Genomic DNA, 18,162 nt, shown 5'->3' with positions numbered 1-18,162 from the left:
TTCAGCTTACCTTCAATAGCGCGATTCAGCCAGACCAAAACTATAAACAATCTTAGGACTGTTGCCGGTATCCGGGTCAGTTTCGGCATTGACCGGCGGCAGATCAGCAGGCGGCACATCATCCTCGCTGCTTAAATCTGTTTCAGTTATACTGCCCTGATTTAACAGCTGCTCCAGTTCATGGGCCTCAAGCGTTTCACGCTCTAAAAGCGCGTTGGCAATCAGGTGCAGCTTGTCAATGTTGGTCCGCAGCAGCTCTTCTGTCTTGTCATAGGCTTCTTCAATCAGGCGGCGCACTTCCTTGTCAATGGAATAGGCAACCTCTTCACTATAGTTGCGGTCACGGGAAATATCGCGGCCTAAGAAAACCTGCTGCTCCTGGCGGCGGCCAAAGGTAATCGGACCTAATACTTCACTCATGCCATACTCGGTAATCATCTTGCGGGTCAAATCGGTGGCCCGTTCCAAGTCATTTTGCGCGCCGGTACTAATTTCACCCAGCACGACAGACTCGGCAACCCGGCCGCCTAAGAGTGTTTTAAGCTGTTCCAGGAGCTCTGTCCTGGTTGCATAATAACGGTCTTCCTTCGGCAGCATCAGCGTATAGCCGCCCGCCCGCCCGCGGGGAATTATTGATACCTTATGCACCGGGTCGGTATGGGTCAGCATCATGCCGACAAGCGCATGACCGGCCTCATGATAGGCGGTAAGTTTTTTCTCTTTATCACTGATGACCTTGGATTTGCGTTCAGGTCCTGCCACAACACGCTCAACAGCCTCTTCCAGCTCCGGCATTTCAATCCGCCGCTTATTGCGTCTGGCAGCCAAGAGCGCCGCTTCATTAACTAAATTGCTGAGATCCGCGCCGGTAAAGCCGGGACTGCGGCGTGCCAGCACATCAAGATTAACTTCTTTGGCGACAGGCTTGCCTTTGGTATGCACTTTGAGTATTTCCAAACGTCCTTTAACGTCCGGACGGTCAACCACAATCTGGCGGTCAAACCGGCCTGGGCGCAAAAGCGCCGGATCAAGGATATCCGGACGGTTGGTAGCGGCGATGATAATAATCCCCTCATTCACACCAAAGCCATCCATCTCAACCAATAATTGGTTCAAGGTCTGCTCACGTTCATCGTGGCCGCCGCCAAGGCCTGCGCCCCGCTGCCGGCCAACCGCGTCAATCTCATCGATGAACACAATACAGGGAGCACTTTTCTTCGCCTGTTCAAATAAGTCGCGCACCCTGGAAGCACCGACACCCACAAACATTTCCACAAAGTCGGAGCCACTAATGCTAAAGAAAGGTACACCGGCTTCCCCGGCTACCGCCCGTGCCAACAAGGTCTTCCCTGTGCCTGGCGGTCCGAATAAGAGCACCCCTTTGGGGATACGCGCCCCTAAATCGTTAAATTTCTTTGGATGCTTCAGGAACTCAACAACCTCTTCCAGTTCCTGTTTGGCCTCATCTGCTCCGGCCACATCGCTGAAGGTAACCTTGGTTTTATCCTCACCATGCAGTTTTGCCCGGGATTTGCCAAAAGACATTACCCGGTTGCCGCCACCCTGTGTTTGCTGCATGATAAAAAACCATACACCAATCAAGAGCAGTATCGGCAGAATGGATGAGAAAATCGTCGTCCACCATGGCGGTTGGGGCGGCTCTTCGGCCTTGATGTCAACCCCTTTTGCCCTGAGCTCATTAATCAGCGTCGGATCATTAGGGGCAATTGTCGAAAACTCCTGACCATCTTTGAGCTTACCGCGAATAGCGTTGTCAACAATCGTCACCCGCTCAACCTTTTGCTCCTGGACTTGGACTAAAAATTGAGTATAGCTGATTTCTTGCTTAGGTGTTGTTTTCGACGAATAGTAGTCGATTATCGAAATGGCTATTATGATAATCAACAAGTAAAAACTGACATTCCGGAAAAACTTGTTCAACAAGTAGCCCTCCTCTCGCTGGACCACAAAAACGGCGTTACTAACAGGTTATCATTCATATCGCATAATTATAGCATATTAAGGAAAAGTTGACAATTAAGAAAGCAGTTATCCTTCATAAACTTTCGGTTTAAGCACCCCGATAAAGGGCAGGTTGCGATATTTCTCTGCAAAATCCAAACCATAACCCACAACAAAATGGTCGGGAATAGTGAACCCATTGTAGGCAATGGGAACTTCCACTTTGCGCCGGTCTGGCTTGTTTAAAAGTGTGCAGATCTTGATACTGGCCGGTTTGCGGGACCATAAATTCTCTATCAGATAGTTTAATGTTAACCCTGAATCAATAATGTCTTCAACAATAAGCAGATGTTTGTTTTCCACATTTTCATCAAGGTCTTTTAAAATCCGGACAACACCGCTGGAAGATGTGGCCGCACCATAGCTGGATACCGCCATAAAATCGATAGCCACCGGCAAATCTATGGAGCGGGCCAAATCAGCCATAAAAATCACTGCGCCGCGCAAAACACCAATCATCAGAATTTCTTTGCCGGCGTAATCGGCTGTAATGGCCGCACCTAATTCTTTAATCCGGTCGGCTAATTCATCCTTACTAAATAATATCTTATCCAGGTCATCCAGCATTTTATTACTCATATTTAAACATCCTTCCATTAGAAATACTAAGCTGCAGTTTTTTTTGCGTATTAGCACTAACCTTGCCATGTTCACTTTGCCGGTAACCCGCCACCCAGATAATTTCCTGCTGATCGGCAATAAGCGGAATAAAATCCCGCTGAATTTCCGGGATTTTATTGTCAATAAAAAACTCTTTGAGCTTTTTACTGCCGCCAAGCCCTAATGGCCGGAACCTGTCACCAGGCTGCCGTGTCCTCACAACAAGCGGCAGCCTGAGCTGTTCAAGATCAAATATGGCTGTGCTTGGTCCCTGGCTGGACGGTGAGCCGGTGATCATCTCGGCCAGTATTTTCATACCGTTAACAACAGTTGCACCAGGTACAGCAACTTCTCCCGGCTTAAAGCCCCCTGTAAACGGTGCTGGTTTCAGATCTAAGGCATTGCTCAACAATTCCAAACCGCTATAGGTTTTTTGGGCAGTCAGCCCGCCGGGCAGTGTCAACACTGAACCAACGGTGCCGGTTAATGCCATGATTAATAATTTTTCCACATGACCATAGCTGATTCCTGTTAGGTCTCCACGTTTTTTTTCAATAGCTTGACGGATAAGTTCACGCTGCAGGGCTTTATGCAGTCCGGCCAAAGCCTTGCCATCAATAGCCACCCGGTCACCGGCTGTCGCTACAGTCCCCCATAATTTGGCGGCCTCCTGGCTAAGATACTCATATTCATCACCCGCCAATTCAGAGAGCCGCCACAATGCGTCCCGTATAGCGGGATTATAATCAGCCTCCAGGGTTGGCAGGAGCTTAAGCCTGACACGGTTTCTCAGATAATTGGTTTTGTAATTTGAGCTGTCATACCGCGGCTTGAGTCCCCGGTCAGCACAATAGGCTTCAATATCCCGGCGGCTGACAGCCAGGAGCGGCCGGATAATATCACCATTTTCCGGCTGCATGCCTCTTAAACCGCCGCTGCCTGCACCGCGCAGAAGGTTAAGCAGCACGGTTTCCACCTGATCGTCCCGGTGATGGCCTGTGGCAATCCGCGCCCCGCCCCAGCCGGCGGCAACGCTGCGTAAATACTGATAGCGCAGCAGTCTGCCCGCCTGCTGTGATGACAGCTTATTGGCAGCAGCATAGGCTGCCACGTCAATGGCCGTTACATGGCAGACAAGTCCCAGACCTGCCGAAAAAGCAGCCACATATTCCGCTTCCCCGGCTGCCTCCGGCCGGAACATATGATTGACATGGGCAACAGCCAGACTAAAGGAGTATTCCTCTTTAATACTGTTAAGCATATGCACCAATGCCAGCGAATCAGGACCTCCCGAACAGGCTGCCAGAATCCGGCTGCCCGGTCTGATTAAATCATAGCTGGCAATCCAGCCTTTTACAATATCCAGCATAGTATCCCCGGCTCTCTACCTGATAGTCTGCACTTACCTGGCTGATACAAAGCAGAGCTGGCCAAAGGACCAACAGCTCTGCCTGCAGACTTTTTATTATCAATTCGCGCCATAAACTGCATTTTCCTGCCATCGGTTAAACCCTCGCTGCCGCCGGTTTGCTCCGGTACCGCAAAAGATCAACAAAAGCCTCCAGCCGGGTTCTGATACCGGCCTCGCCTGTCTGTTCATCATAGGCCAGGGTCAATACCGGCATGTCCACATCCTGACTCACCTTGGGCAAGATATTTTTGGCAATAACCTCCGGCATGCAGGTAAACGGATAAACCTGGATAATACCGTCATAATCCTGCTGCTTCTTTAAAATAGTATAAGCAATGCTTTTTAAACCATGTCCGCCAACATAATGCCCCAGATAAGGCGCAGCCATAGCCGAAAGCTGTTTGAACATTTCCACATAACTGCGCCGGCGGAGAAGATGGCCGCGTACATAGTCGCTTAATAGCATGGTTTTTGACGTTTCTACACCCATGCCGGCAAGACATTGCTCTAAATTTTGATTGATAAACGGTTCCAGCATGACATAAATCTCTCCCACTACCGCCACACGCAAGGGACTAACACCTTGAGCCAGCTCTATTGCCTGCAATTTTTCCAACAGCTCGGCTCTAATGGCTTGTACTGACTGGCAGCTTTCAGCCAAATCCACGGCGGTAACGGTCTGCCGCCAAACTCGCTCGGCTGAACCGCTTTTCATTTCGCGTGGCCTGATAACGGCAAGCTCGCGTTGTATATCATCAAGCAGGTTCATTTTGGCACCGGCCAGCCGGAAGGCATGATAAATTTCGCGCCAGCTTTTCTGCGGAGCAAAATATTTTAGCTGTTTATATACATGGATAAGATTAGGCTCTATGGCTATCATGGTAAAACGATAACCTCTTTCCGCCAGAATTTTCTGCTGTACAGCGGCGTAATAACCCAGACGGCAAGGCCCGCAGCCGCCGCAGGTCACAATGGTATCGGCCCCCTGCTCCAGGGCTTCCATGAAATTTCCCAGCGTCATTTTAAATGGCAGGCACACGGTTTCCGGCGAAAACTGAGTACCGAGCTCCATAGTATGTCTGGTCATCGGCGGCGGGACCAGCACCTGGCACCCCAACTGGCTGAACAACGATTTTAGAACAATACTCAGGGTTCCCATATGCGGAAAAGTGACAATCATAGTCTGCGCCTCCGTTTAATCATATCGGTAAAGGCTTCCAGCCGGGTAACCACACCGGCTTCTGCCGTATGCTCATCCAGTGACAGCTGCATACAAGGGATATCCAGGCGTTGGGCTTGCTGACGGATAATCTCCCCGACGAAGGCATCCGGTCCGCAGGCAAAACAAGTCACAAAGATAATCCCGTTTAAGGGCTGATTGCCAAGCATCAGCGCCAACGCCGCACCAGCCGTAGTATGGCCGCCTGACCAAAACAGTCTTTTCTCCAGAGTGGCTGCCGCCTTATTCACTTCACCCGGCCTTACCATTTCCGGGGTCAAAACCTGTATGCCCAGCTTATCCAGCCTGCCTAGCACGTCAAGGCTGACCTGACGGTCATACAGAATATACGGATGCCCGACAACAGCAACCCGGGGGCGCCCATCCAAAGTCAACACCTGCGGCTGGGTTCTTACCCGGTACTGCCAGGCACGAACCCAGGCACAGAGGCTTGCAGCCATACCCTGACCGAACAGCCGGCCTACAGAAACAATAGCCTGATATAACTGCCAGCTTTTCTGCCGCATATTGACATGAATATCAATCAGTGGCGGCAGTTTGCCAACATTGTGCTTAAGCACATCAGACATCCCGATAATTTTGGGGCAGGTATATTGCCCCTGGCTCACGCTGATAATCCGCGGCAAAAATAAATAATCCACCTTGTCCTGCAAATAACAGACATGGCCGAAACAGACCTTGGACGGCAAACACATTTCATCTAAGACACTGCCACAGTCAAGCGTCTGGCGTGAGGTCTCGCCGGATAAGACTACCTCCGCCCCTAACCCGGTCAGGAAACGTTCCAGGACCGGGCCATACTGATAATACATCAGGGCTTGCGGCACTCCTACGCGAATACGCATGCCGGTTCACCTTCCTCTGCTGCTGTTCGTTCAAGAGCACTCTGGGTCCACTTGCCGCAGCGGTCACCCCAGCGTCCGAGAATAGCCTCATCGGCTTTGAGTTCAATGACTTCACAGAGATTGGCACAGCCGCTGCATTCGAAGCTGCGGGTGGTATAGGCGGCCTCAAGCGCCGTAAACCCTTTAAAGGCGGAAACTCCCTTGCCGGCCACTTCCTCCCTAGCCGCCAGCGCTGCGCCGATAGCTCCCATGACATTATAATAGGGCGGCACAACAACCGGACATTGCAGCGCATCTTCAAAAGCACGCTGCATGCCCTTATTGGCAGCGACACCTCCCTGAAACACCACCGGTCCTGTCACTTGCTTGCCTTTACCGACATTACTCAAATAGTTTCTCACCAATGCCTGGCAAAGACCCTGCAAAATATCGGAGATTGCATGGCCTGTCTGTTGTTTATGAATCATGTCCGACTCGGCAAATACCGCGCAGCGCCCGGCAATACGGACAGGTGCCGTAGCCGTCAGCGCCAGCTCACCGAATTGGCTGATGGGAATATTCAGCCTGGAGGCCTGTTGGTCCAGAAATGAGCCTGTTCCCGCCGCACACACTGTATTCATGGCAAAATCGGTTACAATGCCGTTGCGGATAATAATCAGTTTCGAATCCTGCCCGCCAATTTCCAACACCGTTCTGACATCCGGCACAATATGCATAGCGGCAATTGCATGGGCGGTAATTTCGTTTTTTATGCTGTCGGCTCCCACTACCATACCTGTCAGATACCTGCCGCTGCCGGTAGTTCCCACACCCAAAACTTCCGCATCGCCCAACCGCTGTTTTATTTCCTGCAAGCCTGTTTGCACGGCTTCAATCGGCTTTCCCCGGGTACGAATATACAAACTGTCAACAACACTTCCCTCTTGCCGGAGGACAGCCACATTGGTGCTCACAGAGCCAACATCAATCCCCAGATATACCTGCATCGGAATCACTCCTTATAATTTCAAAAACCAGAACACGTTTTAACGGTCTGGTAAAGAAAGCAGTCTTAAAAACCTGTAGTTTTATTATTGGCTCTGATTCCATAATTATACATATCCAATTACAATGGGACGAGGGGACAGCAGACTGTGTGAAATATCCTCTCACGCCCTCTAATAAAGTAGCTTAAAATACAAAATGCTAGGCAAATCGTTAACTTTTGGTTGAACTGAATAGCATCTAGCGGGATTTAGGCTAGAGCCGGAGATTTTCTAGCAGTCAATTTTGCTAATACTTCTTTCGTCCCCAGGATAGATATAACACGCCTAAGGTTATACGATAAAAAAGACAAAGAAAGCTCCCCTGTGACTGAGCGCTTACGCTTAGTCAGGAAATAATACGCTCCCCATCCTCGTTTAATTGTTCCAAAAACATGTTCAATGATCATTTGCCGTAATCGGTATTTATCTTTATTTTTCTCAGTCTTTAGATTAATCGTATCTAAAAAGTCTTGGTCTATATGCCGAAAGATACTTCGACCCTTTGCACTTCGAGTACAGCGTTCTTTTACCGGACAAGAGGAACAGGCTGCATAATTTCGGTATTCGTAACCAATAACGCCTTTTTCCTTACTGGTTCTCTTCTTGGCAAAATATAACTCAATTCCTCTGGGACACCGATATATATTTTCCTCTGCGTCGTAATGAAACTTATCCGGGTAAAACTCTTTATCTCCGGTCCCGTTCGAATATGTTTGTTTCGCGACATACGGAGTGATATGATTTTTTACGCATGTTTTGAGGTCGTCAACCTTGTAATATCCTTTATCTGCTACCACTTCGAGCTCTTTTTTTTCAAGCACCACTTGGGCACGCAAGGCCATGTTAGCTAACTCACCCAAATCGTTGGCCTGTGTTGTTACTTTGAAGTCTGCCACTAATTTGTGTTTGGCATCGACTGTGGTCTGTACATTGTAGCCTACATCTACTGTATTATTGTTATTGGACATAAGTCGAGCATCCGGGTCTGTTGTAGAGACTTCACTGCAGCCTTTTTTATCTATCGTTTCTTGATAAGCCTGATAGGTTTGTTTTCGATTACGAAGTTCTTGAATTCGCTGTTGTACTTCTTGTACCGACAGCTTACGTTCCTGAGTCTCCGCGTTATCCGTTGTCTCTAGTTCTTTCATATAGGTTTCAATTTTTTCATCGATATACCGGATATGACGTTCCAGTTTTTTGGCACTATAATTATTCTTTTTGCTATTACAAGCTCGCATTTTAGTCCCATCAATCGCCACTAACTCTTTGCCATATAGGCCCCATTCATCGCACAGGCGTACGAACTGGCGAAACACCTTTTTGAGGGCGAGTTTATTATTTTTGCGAAAGTCCGCAATGGTTTTATAATCTGGTTTTAGTTTTTGCAATAGCCAGATGACTTCTAGGTTTCGTGCTGCTTCTTGCTCAAGCCTGCGCGATGAGCGGACCCGGTTTAAATAGCCGTATAAGTATAATTTTAATAAGACTTTTGGGTTATAGGGAGGGCGCCCGAAAGTGGGGCTAGTCGATCGCTCAAATGCCAGTTCCAACACATCAAGCTGTTCCACGAACGCATCTATAATGCGAACTGGATTATCTTCGTGGACGTAATCGTCGATACTTTCGGGAAGCAAAATTGTTTGTCCTCTTTCTTCGCCTTTTATATAGCCCATACTCTCACCTTCTCAATCAGTATACAACTATATTTTAACATATTTGTAATTTCATATAATTTTTAAATGCACTTTTCACACAGTCTGACAGGTCCCTTGTTGGGACAAGGTACCTGTCCCCTCGTCCCAAAAGAAAGAGCCAGGGCTTCTGTTCCCTGGTCTCAAAACTTGTTTATTGGATAATTCCCGGTGGCTCAGCTACTCTGGCTACCAGTACGGCCATGTCGTCGCCCGCGACGCCGCCTGAATATTCCAGAGCCTGGCCTAAGATTTTATCGGCAATGTCCTGCGGCCGCTCACTGCCTGTGCGGCGCAGAAAATTGGCTACCCAGTTCTCCTTGGCAGTACCACGCCCGGCATCAATAATGCCGTCACTGACCATAACCACGATATCGCCCGGAACCAGCATCCGCCGGACAGGTTCAATCTCAATGGTTTCCAGGATGCCGATAGGCGGTGCCGCCGGGTTGATGGTCACGACTTCCCGTACTCTTTTCACATAGCTTGGTGCCGAACCTACTTTCAAAAACTCGGCTTCGCCGGTAAAGGTGTCGACAACCACCATATCCACTGTGGCAAAGCTGTCGCCCGGCATTTTTATCAATAACATAGAATTAACGGTCTTAACCGCGGTATCAATATCAAAGCCTGCCGCCAACAGCTGCTGTAAAAATTTCACAGCATGTCCGCTCCCATTGGCGGCCGCTTCGCCACTCCCCATACCATCACTTAAAATAAGCGCTGTCCGTCCCCGGCTGACCGGCTCTGCTACACAAGTGTCACCGGATATTTCTCCTCCCCCCTTGGCCATTGTCGCCATGCCTGTTTCCACATGGTAACGCTCAGCCAATTCCATAGCCAGTTTGCAATCCTTGTGGCGAATTTTACTGCCACACTCGGCATGCAGTATCATCTTTTCCTGCAAGAGGTTGGTGGTGGCCGGCAAAATGGTATTAACACACTCCCTCGTCCCCTCACACGCAGTTTTCTGCGCCTCCACTAAAACTTTACCCCGTTCACTGGTGACCCTGAGGCCGGTAAGCGGACATCCCAGTATGGCTGCCCGTTCTGCCAGCAATTCGGCGGCTTCGGCATCACTCTGCGGCCCCTTTTTGAGTTCCTGCGCCAGATTGCCAATAATCATCCCTGTAGCCTTCAACTGCTCGACAGTTACCTGGCGGCAATCATGCAGTTTCTTGTGCCAATACCAATGAGCCCTGTTGCTCTCCGCCACCTGCACAAGCAAGTCGGTGAGCCCCTGGCGGTTTATGCAGGCAATTCTTATGCAATCAGGCAAAACACCTGATTGCAGCCTGCCGGCCTCCGCCAGAGCCAGCATATCCAGCATTGCCTGATAGGTCTGGTAGAAATCCCGTTCCCAGCACTCATCGCGCCGCGCGCAAGGTCCGCAGACCCGCTCCCCCACAGCGGCCAGGGCCTGTGCCAACTGGGCCTCTTTAATTTTTTCATTATAAGCAGTATTCTCCTTAGCACTGCCTGAGCCAAACGCACCTGACAGGTCTTTGAACATGCCGGCAATCTGATTAAGCTTGTCCACTGCCGTATTAACTGTCTGCTGCGCCGCCTCAGCACTATCACTCTCATCCAGGCAGCGCTCACGCCACTGGCTTAGTTTGGCAGCAGGCACCAGCATGAAAGCCGCCCCTGCTACCGCTGCTTCCACCAGCACCAGCAGCAATTCCCCCGGCCGGCCCAAATATAATACGGCAATGGCGCTCCCCAGAATAAAGCCTAACAGTACTGCCGATTTGCCCATACTTCGGAACAAGCCGCCCAGCATGCCGGCTAAAGCGCACATGGCGATACTGGAAGCTGCATTACCGTCACTCAGGCCTACAGCCAGTCCGGTGACAATCCCCACCGAAGCACCTAACCCTGAGCCGCCGCTGAAAGCCAGCAGCATGATAATCAGCGCTCCGGCCATATTGCGTACACTATAGTCATATATCATTACATTGCCTAACCCGGCAACAGCCGCAGCCAGGATAATTATGCCGCAGATTAAACCTTCGGTGCCGGCCTCGGGCCGCTGTGCCTGAGTCAAAAACAGCGGGACACCATACTGAAAAATAAAGACCAGCACCATACATAATGTTGCGTCAAAAAAAACTGCCAGCATACTGTACAAGGCCCAATCCTGCCAAGGCAGGAGCGCCATCCCGCTTAAGAAAACACTGCCAAACATAAACAACGGTACAGCCTGCACTTTTTTCTCATACCGCGATAGCTTGTCCGATAACCGCCAATATAACAGCATAGAAATCAGATAAACCATCGCCTCCTGATAAAGCCCGGCACTGAGCACACCGGCCAACGCCCATACCCCCACGGCAGCCGCCCGTTCTCTGGTTAAGCCGGCGACAGCAGCAAACAGTGCCAACCCGAAGGGAGCCACCTCGCCCATAAGCGATACCCGTCCGAGCAAGAGCGCCAACATATTAAGCGGTAAGTTTTGCTGATGAAACAGTGCCCGGGCTACCGCCCTGACCCAGCCGAAAAACTCCTGCCAGGGAAAACGGCGCTTGCTTTCAGGCATTGCTTCTGCCGGCACTCTCGCCGCCGGCGGCTGCAAAACTTCTTCAGGCAGTGTGATAACAGATACTTTTGGCATGGTCCTCACCTCTGTAAATAATTGTCTCGTACTGTGACTCAAATTGTACAGAAGGTTATGATAAAATGTTTGTCTGTTTAGGGCATCTGCCGATAAAAAAAAACCGACACAGACTCAGGTGAAAATGCAAAAAGCCACCCGGCTGATTACGCCTGGTGGCTGACACGCTATTTTTTACGTTGCATTATTTCAGTATTTGTCGAATAACAATCCTTTATTGGGGGATTATTCCGCCCGACGAGCCGGACCGCCGCCGCCGCCACCGGCACCACCCCGGCCGCCACTGCCGCCGCGCTTGGATTCGGTACTGCGCTTCAAATCTGACAGACGCTCATCACTGTCTTTTAAAAACTTACTCAGTTTATCTTCAAACGTCAAGCTATTCACTCTATTAGACCGGCGGAAATCGTTGGTATGCTGTTTCTTGGGTGCTGGCGGTTGCAGCTGCTTAATAGATAAGCCAATCTTGCCGCGATCATCCACAGATAAGACTTTTACTTTTACTTTGTCCTGCTCTTTCAAAAAATCCTTAACATCGCGGACGTATACGTCAGCAACTTCGGAGATGTGAATCAAGCCTACCTTTCCACCCGGCAACTCGACAAAAGCGCCAAAGTTAGTTATGCCGGTCACAACTCCTTCTACAACACTGCCAACTTCAATGGACATACTAATCAAATTTCCTCCTTAAAATCTTTCGTACTTTTTACTGTGCTATTTGAATCTCGCAATCCATATTATACTCCCGCCGGTGAAAATGTGTCAAGGAATAGCTGGTTCTCTGGCAGGAATATAGGGAACTTCTCCCGGTTTAACCAAACCAAGCTGTTCGCGGGCCACTTTTTCAATATAAGCGGCAGTACTCAAATTCTCCTTTTCCGCAAGCAAGCGGCTGTTAACCTCACGCGCCTGCGCCATCTGAGCGTTTACCACCTCGGTTTCCCGGCGGATCTGGTACAGTTCGGTTTGCTGATCAATCACGGCATAGCAAAAATATCCGGCCATGATTAAAAGACATAACCGAAACCAGCTAAACTGTTTGAATTTCCTGCGTTTTTGCGGCATAAACATCACCATATTAATAGTAATTCTTACCTATATTCGCTCTTTTCAGGCTAAATCCTCTTTAGGCTGGTAATTTATATAAAATATTACAGACATTACAACGGTGGTATTTCTTCCGGCGGCGGCGGACGCCGGCGTTTGTACCAGGCCGAATACTTCCTGCCAATAAACCGAAAAGGCCATAGGGCCGTTCGTGTTACGAAAACAACCGGTTTAATTATCGTAAAGGCAACTGCCAGTTTTGTCAGATGACAGAGTTTCGTAATCAGCAGCAGCAGTGCCATAATAAATTTCATTACATATTGGCTGACCAAACGATAATAGGCAATAATTCCGACAAGCAGCGCAATATAAACGTAAAACCGGAGTTCTCCCCAATTACCGGCAAGGAGTGCCGTAAACGCAATGGCTGACGCCAGCAGGCAATACAGCAGATCAGTCAGTGAAGTCACCAGCCACGGCGGCCGAAAACGACGGCGCAGTACCCGATAGGTATCAAACAGTATCCCCAGAACAATCCCGGTTGTCACAATGAGTAAAAATGTCCTAATCTGCGTGGATAACTCCATCGGTTCACCTCCCTGTCACCGGTATAGGAAAAGCGCCGATCATCATCTTAGGCTAGCGCCAATGAAAACCTCTATGCCGCCGCAACAAATACCTGCCTGTTAACACCAGGGCACCGGCTGTCATAATCATGCTCCAGCCTACTGCATAAGTAAGCTTTTGCCAAGTGCCGGCGGCCAAACCTGCCGGCGGCAGCCGGCCGCTAAGCTGGTACCAGTAGTCGACTACCCGCTCTACATATTCTGTCGTTTCCGCATAGGGCGGAATCCCGCCGTATTTATCAACAGCCCCCGGCCCGGCGTTATAGGCTGCCACTGCCAGTTCAACATGACTGTTATAACGTCTGACCAACTGGCTAAGATAGTAGGTACCGATAGCAATATTAAGTTCAGGATTATAAAAACAGTCACTGCCGCATTCCCCGTCATGTCGGCCATAGCAAATCAAAGCCTGGTTATTTACCAGCCGCCAAGTACCCGGAATGACCTGCATCAGTCCATAAGCTCCCGCTTTTGACAACGCCCGCGCCTGGAAAGAGCTTTCGGCCTTAATCACGGCAGCCACCAGTTCCGGACTGACGCCATAGGTTTTACCAGCCTGATTAATAAGTTCCGAGTAAGGCAGGCCTTTCACATCCTGTATGGCGGCAGTTTCTGTTGTAAAATGAGCATATAATGCCCGGCGGCTGTAAGCGGCAAGACTGTTGGCAAAGCTATAGGCCACAGTTTGCGCTGCCAACACAAACAGCAAAAACAGCCATAGCGACAATGCCCGGCTACGCACGTTACTTCAAAAACCGTTCCAGCAAGCCTTTTCTCTGGCGTGCCTCATCCTCATAGGTTAATCCTTTTACCGTTCCTTCTATAACAATATTGCCTTGCTCCAGATTAAGCTGTTTAATATTAAGACCCTCGCCGGTGATGGTAAGTATACCCTGTTCAGTTTCCATAACAACTTCTTTTTCGTCATAGCTTCCCAGACTGCTGACTCCGTCCACGGCAAGTTCCTCCCGGTCTACCAATGTCAATTGATGACGCCACTTTGGCGTTTTATTATCTATCGGCATAAAAATATCCCTCCCTGCCAATGCTATCTCAAGTTATGTATATGTGGCAGAAGCTGGTTTTAGTACAAAGGATTGGGGACGGGTTACCTGATTGTCAGGCGGCCTCAATAAGCAGGAGGTATTCATGAGCAATATAGCATACTATTGGCAAAAGCTGGCTTACCTGCTGGTTCACCAGACTACTTTGTGGCTATTGCTTGTGTTTTTTGCGACAGCACTTGTCGCCCGGGTACTGGCTTCAGTTCTGGAAAAACACAATGGCCGGTTCAGCGAAGCCAAATTCGCGAAAAAAATAGCAGCCGGGTACACCGCGGCCGCCATAGGGTTATGGTTATTCAGCATAATCTTTAAATAATTATTTGTGTTCACCCAACTGGTGAATAGTAACATTGACCGATACCACCAGCGGGATGAAGGGAAATATTTCTTTATGCCAGCGGTCTTTTATTTCTGCCCATTTTTTCGGATAGCGAATCTGCATTTTTTTCCCCATCCGCAGCGCATCGGCCCGTAAAGCCTGATGACGTTTATACGAATGATACACCGCCTTTTTTACCTCCTCGGCAAACTGCAATTCCAGTTTCCTGATGTACTGCGGATCCCTCACCTCATGCTCATGCGGCTCTGGACAGCCCTCCATCTCACCAATATTGCCATACATAGCAATATCAAGCGTATAGTAAATGTTATCGCCGGACACATGAGGTGTAAGCCGGGTATCATGCCGGAACAGTTCAAATGCATATATCCGGTCAGGATGCTTCGTACAGGCAGTGGTTATGATGGCACTTTTCTCAAGACCTGTGATAAGCTTGGCACCAAGACTGTCATACTCATCTACATAACCGGCCAGTTCTCCATTCATAATGAGCGCTGTACCGCCTACTTTAAGAACATCACCGGTCAATTGGATTGTAGGGAAAGGAGCTGCCACCTTATTATCCATCCGTATGATGAGAAACCCAAGTTCAGTATCTGCACCGGCAATATGGGGATCCTTTAGATAGTTGCGGCCAATCCCGGACAGAAATAACCCGTTGGGTTCACCGTTGGGAGGCTGATACTCAATAATGGGCTTGGCCTCACCGGTAGTAACATATACCCGGATACGCCAACGCATCTCTATATCACGCACAAACCAGTCCATTATCTGTCCGATCCCGCCGGCCTCAATAGCTGCCTGGCTGATAACAATGGCTTGAATATGCTCCCAATTCATCGGTTTGCCAAGCTGTCCCAGCATATCCCGCTCAATTTCGGAAAATAGGTGGCCGGTTCCCGAAATGACAAAGGTACTAATTTTTGCACCGCCCTGCTGTTCACCCTGCTGCGGTTCAATATCAAGCAATTGAACACTAAGCCGGAACTTCTTGCCTCCGTGCGGCTGAGCAAATTGCTCCTGTTCCTTTTCATCGCCCTCGGCAATATCAACGGCTGCAGCCAGCACCATCTGCCGGTTCTGCAATTCCCGCTGATCCCAGCAGCCGGCAAGCGGCAGACAAATGGCAGCCAGCAGCAGCCAAATTACGAGACTTTTGGCCTTATTGTTCTTTATTCTCAACAATTCCACCACGTTACCCCCAAGCCAAAACACCTGCTACAGGCTGCACCGGTTCAGGTACAGCATACGTATACGTCCGCTGGTTCCCGCTGCCGGAGCAAATTTATTTATGCTCGCCAAGCTGATTGATCACAACATTGACTGATACTACCAGGGGAACATTCGGGTACATTGCATCCCAGTCATCCTTGATGGTATTCCAGACCTTAGGCTCATGCCTTTTAAGTTTGCTGCCGAAATTCAACACATCGACCCCCAACGACTGACAGACATTTTTGCTATAAAGAACAGTGCGTTTTACTTCTTCAGCCGCCTGCCGTTCCACCCGGCGGATAAATGCCGGATCATCGGCCTTTACTGTACGGTGGGGAAGTTGATGTTCGCCTAAATTACCCCACATAGTGATATCCAGGGTAAAATAAACAGAATCTCCGTCAACATGCGGCGTAAGCCGGGTATCGTGACGAAACACCTCTACCGCCAAAAGCTCACCCGCTTCTTCACCCGGCAGCGTGATAATGGCCGACTTTTCCGTAGCACGAATCATTTTTAGCCCGGCTACCACCTGTTCATCAACATAGCCGACAAAATTGTGTTTTTTGAATACCGCAGCACCCTTTGCTTTCACTACATTACCGGTCATATCAATCCGGGGAATGATCAAATCAGACTTACTGTCCAGCATAACGCTAATATTTCCCAAGTCAGTACGGGCACCGGCAACATGAAGATTTTTGGTATGATTTCTCACAATATTGGCCAGATAGATTCCACCGGCTTCTTTGCTGGGCGGCGCATATTCTAGAATGGGTTTGGCTTCACCGGGGGTAACATATACTTTTATCCGCCAGCGCATTTCAGCATCGCGCAAAAAAAAGTCGATAATCGGGGTAATGCCGGTCTCCCGCAACACCGATTCACTGATAACAACAGCCTGGATATGCTCAAAAAACAGACTTTTGCTGGTTTGACCCAGCATATCACGAACAATCTCAAAGATTGACTGCCCGGTATTAGATAAAACATAGGTTCTGTTGTCACCGCCATTTTGCCCATTACCGCCATTCTTAATCAATTTCAGTATCTGTAAGCTAACCCGGTAGCGTTTATCCCCCCGCGGCTGGGTAAAGGTTGCTGTTTTGGTTTCCGCTTTTTCCTGCTCGGTTTGCTGACCGGTATCGGCGGTATCAATGGCCACAGCCAGGACAAAATTCCGGTCCTGGATTTCACGCCTGTCCCAGCAACCGCCGGTAAGAACGGCAATCGTCAGGATAAGCAGCATACCGGCCAGACGCCTCCTAACTTTCACCTGCGGTCACTCCTCGCTGTTTCCACCTGGCATAAAGATATACCAACGGTATGATTCCTAAAGAAAAGACCAGCGCCAGCAGGTTTACCGCCTGTCCGGCCAACTCAATCAGTTCCAGGCCATCCAGCAGCGTTGCCCCGGTATAAATCAAGGGCACCAATGCCAATACCCAGGGACGGTGATCGGCAAATCCCCATAACCGGCTCATTATCTTAGCCACCATATAAAGAAACAGCGACTGAGAATTGAAGATGAGCGGAATCCAGGCAAGCAGAAAATAATTTTCCAACCGTTCCACAAAGGTACCCGGCAATTCAACACTACGGACTACAATTAATGTTGGATAAGATTCATTGGGAATAGCCGCTGCCGTTAACACCCCAAGTGTCATCACCACAATGCTTAGACTAACTACTGTAATCAAAATAAAACTAATTCCCACCACTTTTACAAGGTTATGACGTTTTTGGCAAATTAACGGAAACAGCAATAAAATGATCTCATACCCGCCAAATGTTTCGCCGGTATTCAGGGCGGCCTGCAAAATACTCACAGGCTTATCTGTCCAAAAAGGCAGCAGGTTTTCCGGCTGAAAGTTGAAAATTCCCGCAAACCAAATGACACCGCTCATGGCAACAGCAACAAAAAAGGTAAATTCCGCTACCCTGACAATGGTTCCCAGATCCTGCATGGTGCAATATACGATAACAGCCAGCATGGACAGGATAATCACATCAGGCGGTGTACGGTCAAACAGAAAAAACGTTACTACCCGGCTGAACTGGTTTTGCGCTACGCAGAGCGCCATAAAGAATATCAGGACTAAGAAACCAATGATGCCAACCCCCAGCCATTTTCCCAAAAGCTGTGGCAGATAGTCCGTAAGATCACTTTGCGGATAGAGTGCTGCCAGTTTAAGCATAATCCAGGCCGAGACAAAAAACAGGGCGCCGCCAAGCAGGACACTGATCCATGCCAGCTGCTCGGCCAGGGGAACGGTTTGGGTAGGCAGGCTAATATACCCGGCTCCCAGAATTGTGGCTGACATAACAACGCCAAACTGCGCTGCCGACATCTTGTTTTTTACTTCCAGATTAGCCATAACAGCAGTCCCCCAACCCCAAATCCATAGTGTTCCTGTCGCGA

General features: G+C 49.3%; 17 protein-coding genes. 1 reads left to right on the top strand and 16 read right to left on the bottom strand.

Going from position 1 to position 18,162, the window contains the following annotated elements; genetic code table 11:
* Positions 1–12 precede the first annotated feature (12 nt).
* The 13 genes from ftsH to yabP all read right to left on the bottom strand — a co-directional run bounded on the left by ftsH (position 13) and on the right by yabP (position 14,146).
* Entirely contained in the window at positions 13–1,941 is a 1,929-nt protein-coding gene (gene ftsH, locus SPSPH_RS01900) for an ATP-dependent zinc metalloprotease FtsH (RefSeq protein ID WP_075752692.1), read from the bottom strand.
* 108 nt (positions 1,942–2,049) lie between these two features.
* Entirely contained in the window at positions 2,050–2,601 is a 552-nt protein-coding gene (hpt, locus tag SPSPH_RS01895; protein WP_349255069.1) for a hypoxanthine phosphoribosyltransferase, read from the bottom strand.
* Positions 2,594–3,991, bottom strand: a complete 1,398-nt coding sequence (tilS, locus tag SPSPH_RS01890) for a tRNA lysidine(34) synthetase TilS (protein ID WP_075752690.1) — start codon at positions 3,989–3,991, stop codon at positions 2,594–2,596. The genes hpt and tilS overlap by 8 nt, the downstream gene beginning before the upstream one ends.
* A gap of 136 nt (positions 3,992–4,127) precedes the next feature.
* Entirely contained in the window at positions 4,128–5,213 is a 1,086-nt protein-coding gene (locus SPSPH_RS01885; protein ID WP_075752687.1) for an acyl-CoA dehydratase activase-related protein, read from the bottom strand.
* Positions 5,210–6,118: an acyl-CoA dehydratase activase-related protein gene (locus SPSPH_RS01880; protein ID WP_075752685.1), complete on the bottom strand. Its 909-nt coding sequence runs from the start codon at positions 6,116–6,118 to the stop codon at positions 5,210–5,212. Before SPSPH_RS01880 ends, SPSPH_RS01885 begins: the two co-directional genes overlap by 4 nt.
* The gene (locus SPSPH_RS01875; RefSeq protein ID WP_075752683.1) at positions 6,103–7,104 is read right to left on the bottom strand and encodes an acyl-CoA dehydratase activase; all 1,002 of its coding nucleotides are present in this window, start codon (positions 7,102–7,104) and stop codon (positions 6,103–6,105) included. Before SPSPH_RS01875 ends, SPSPH_RS01880 begins: the two co-directional genes overlap by 16 nt.
* A 248-nt stretch (positions 7,105–7,352) precedes the next feature.
* Positions 7,353–8,816: an IS1182 family transposase gene (locus tag SPSPH_RS01870; RefSeq protein ID WP_338736078.1), complete on the bottom strand. Its 1,464-nt coding sequence runs from the start codon at positions 8,814–8,816 to the stop codon at positions 7,353–7,355.
* A 172-nt stretch (positions 8,817–8,988) separates the two neighbouring features.
* Positions 8,989–11,448: a stage II sporulation protein E gene (spoIIE, locus tag SPSPH_RS01865; protein ID WP_075752679.1), complete on the bottom strand. Its 2,460-nt coding sequence runs from the start codon at positions 11,446–11,448 to the stop codon at positions 8,989–8,991.
* A 225-nt stretch (positions 11,449–11,673) separates the two neighbouring features.
* Positions 11,674–12,117: a S1 RNA-binding domain-containing protein gene (locus SPSPH_RS01860; protein WP_075752677.1), complete on the bottom strand. Its 444-nt coding sequence runs from the start codon at positions 12,115–12,117 to the stop codon at positions 11,674–11,676.
* A gap of 93 nt (positions 12,118–12,210) precedes the next feature.
* Positions 12,211–12,513: an FtsB family cell division protein gene (locus tag SPSPH_RS01855; RefSeq protein ID WP_083945356.1), complete on the bottom strand. Its 303-nt coding sequence runs from the start codon at positions 12,511–12,513 to the stop codon at positions 12,211–12,213.
* A 95-nt stretch (positions 12,514–12,608) separates the two neighbouring features.
* Positions 12,609–13,082 carry a spore cortex biosynthesis protein YabQ gene (yabQ, locus tag SPSPH_RS01850; protein WP_075752675.1) on the bottom strand — a complete coding sequence of 158 codons (474 nt, stop codon included), beginning with the start codon at positions 13,080–13,082 and terminating at the stop codon, positions 12,609–12,611.
* A 52-nt stretch (positions 13,083–13,134) separates the two neighbouring features.
* On the bottom strand, positions 13,135–13,863 hold the full coding sequence (locus SPSPH_RS01845) for a lytic transglycosylase domain-containing protein (protein ID WP_075752673.1): 729 nt from the start codon (positions 13,861–13,863) through the stop codon (positions 13,135–13,137).
* A gap of 1 nt (position 13,864) precedes the next feature.
* A complete protein-coding gene (yabP, locus tag SPSPH_RS01840; protein WP_075752671.1) occupies positions 13,865–14,146 on the bottom strand; it encodes a sporulation protein YabP in 282 nt (93 codons plus the stop codon).
* A 124-nt stretch (positions 14,147–14,270) separates the two neighbouring features.
* Between yabP and SPSPH_RS01835 the strand changes: the two genes are divergently transcribed.
* Complete coding sequence (locus tag SPSPH_RS01835) at positions 14,271–14,501, top strand: hypothetical protein (protein WP_075752669.1); 231 nt, start codon at positions 14,271–14,273, stop codon at positions 14,499–14,501.
* On the opposite strand, the gene SPSPH_RS01830 is transcribed toward SPSPH_RS01835, so the two are convergent.
* From SPSPH_RS01830 to SPSPH_RS01820, 3 genes are all read right to left on the bottom strand, one after another.
* A complete protein-coding gene (locus SPSPH_RS01830; RefSeq protein ID WP_233138628.1) occupies positions 14,502–15,716 on the bottom strand; it encodes a Ger(x)C family spore germination protein in 1,215 nt (404 codons plus the stop codon). It lies immediately after the preceding gene.
* 94 nt (positions 15,717–15,810) lie between these two features.
* Positions 15,811–17,016: a Ger(x)C family spore germination protein gene (locus tag SPSPH_RS01825; protein WP_233138627.1), complete on the bottom strand. Its 1,206-nt coding sequence runs from the start codon at positions 17,014–17,016 to the stop codon at positions 15,811–15,813.
* Positions 17,006–18,118 (bottom strand): GerAB/ArcD/ProY family transporter, encoded by a 1,113-nt coding sequence (locus SPSPH_RS01820; RefSeq protein WP_075752665.1) that lies wholly within the window; start codon positions 18,116–18,118, stop codon positions 17,006–17,008. Before SPSPH_RS01820 ends, SPSPH_RS01825 begins: the two co-directional genes overlap by 11 nt.
* Positions 18,119–18,162 lie beyond the last annotated feature (44 nt).

The organism is Sporomusa sphaeroides DSM 2875 (assembly GCF_001941975.2).
Classification (GTDB): Bacteria; Bacillota; Negativicutes; order Sporomusales; family Sporomusaceae; genus Sporomusa; species Sporomusa sphaeroides.
Note: the sequence above shows the minus strand (reverse complement) of the source record. Positions and strands in the feature narration are given on the sequence as shown.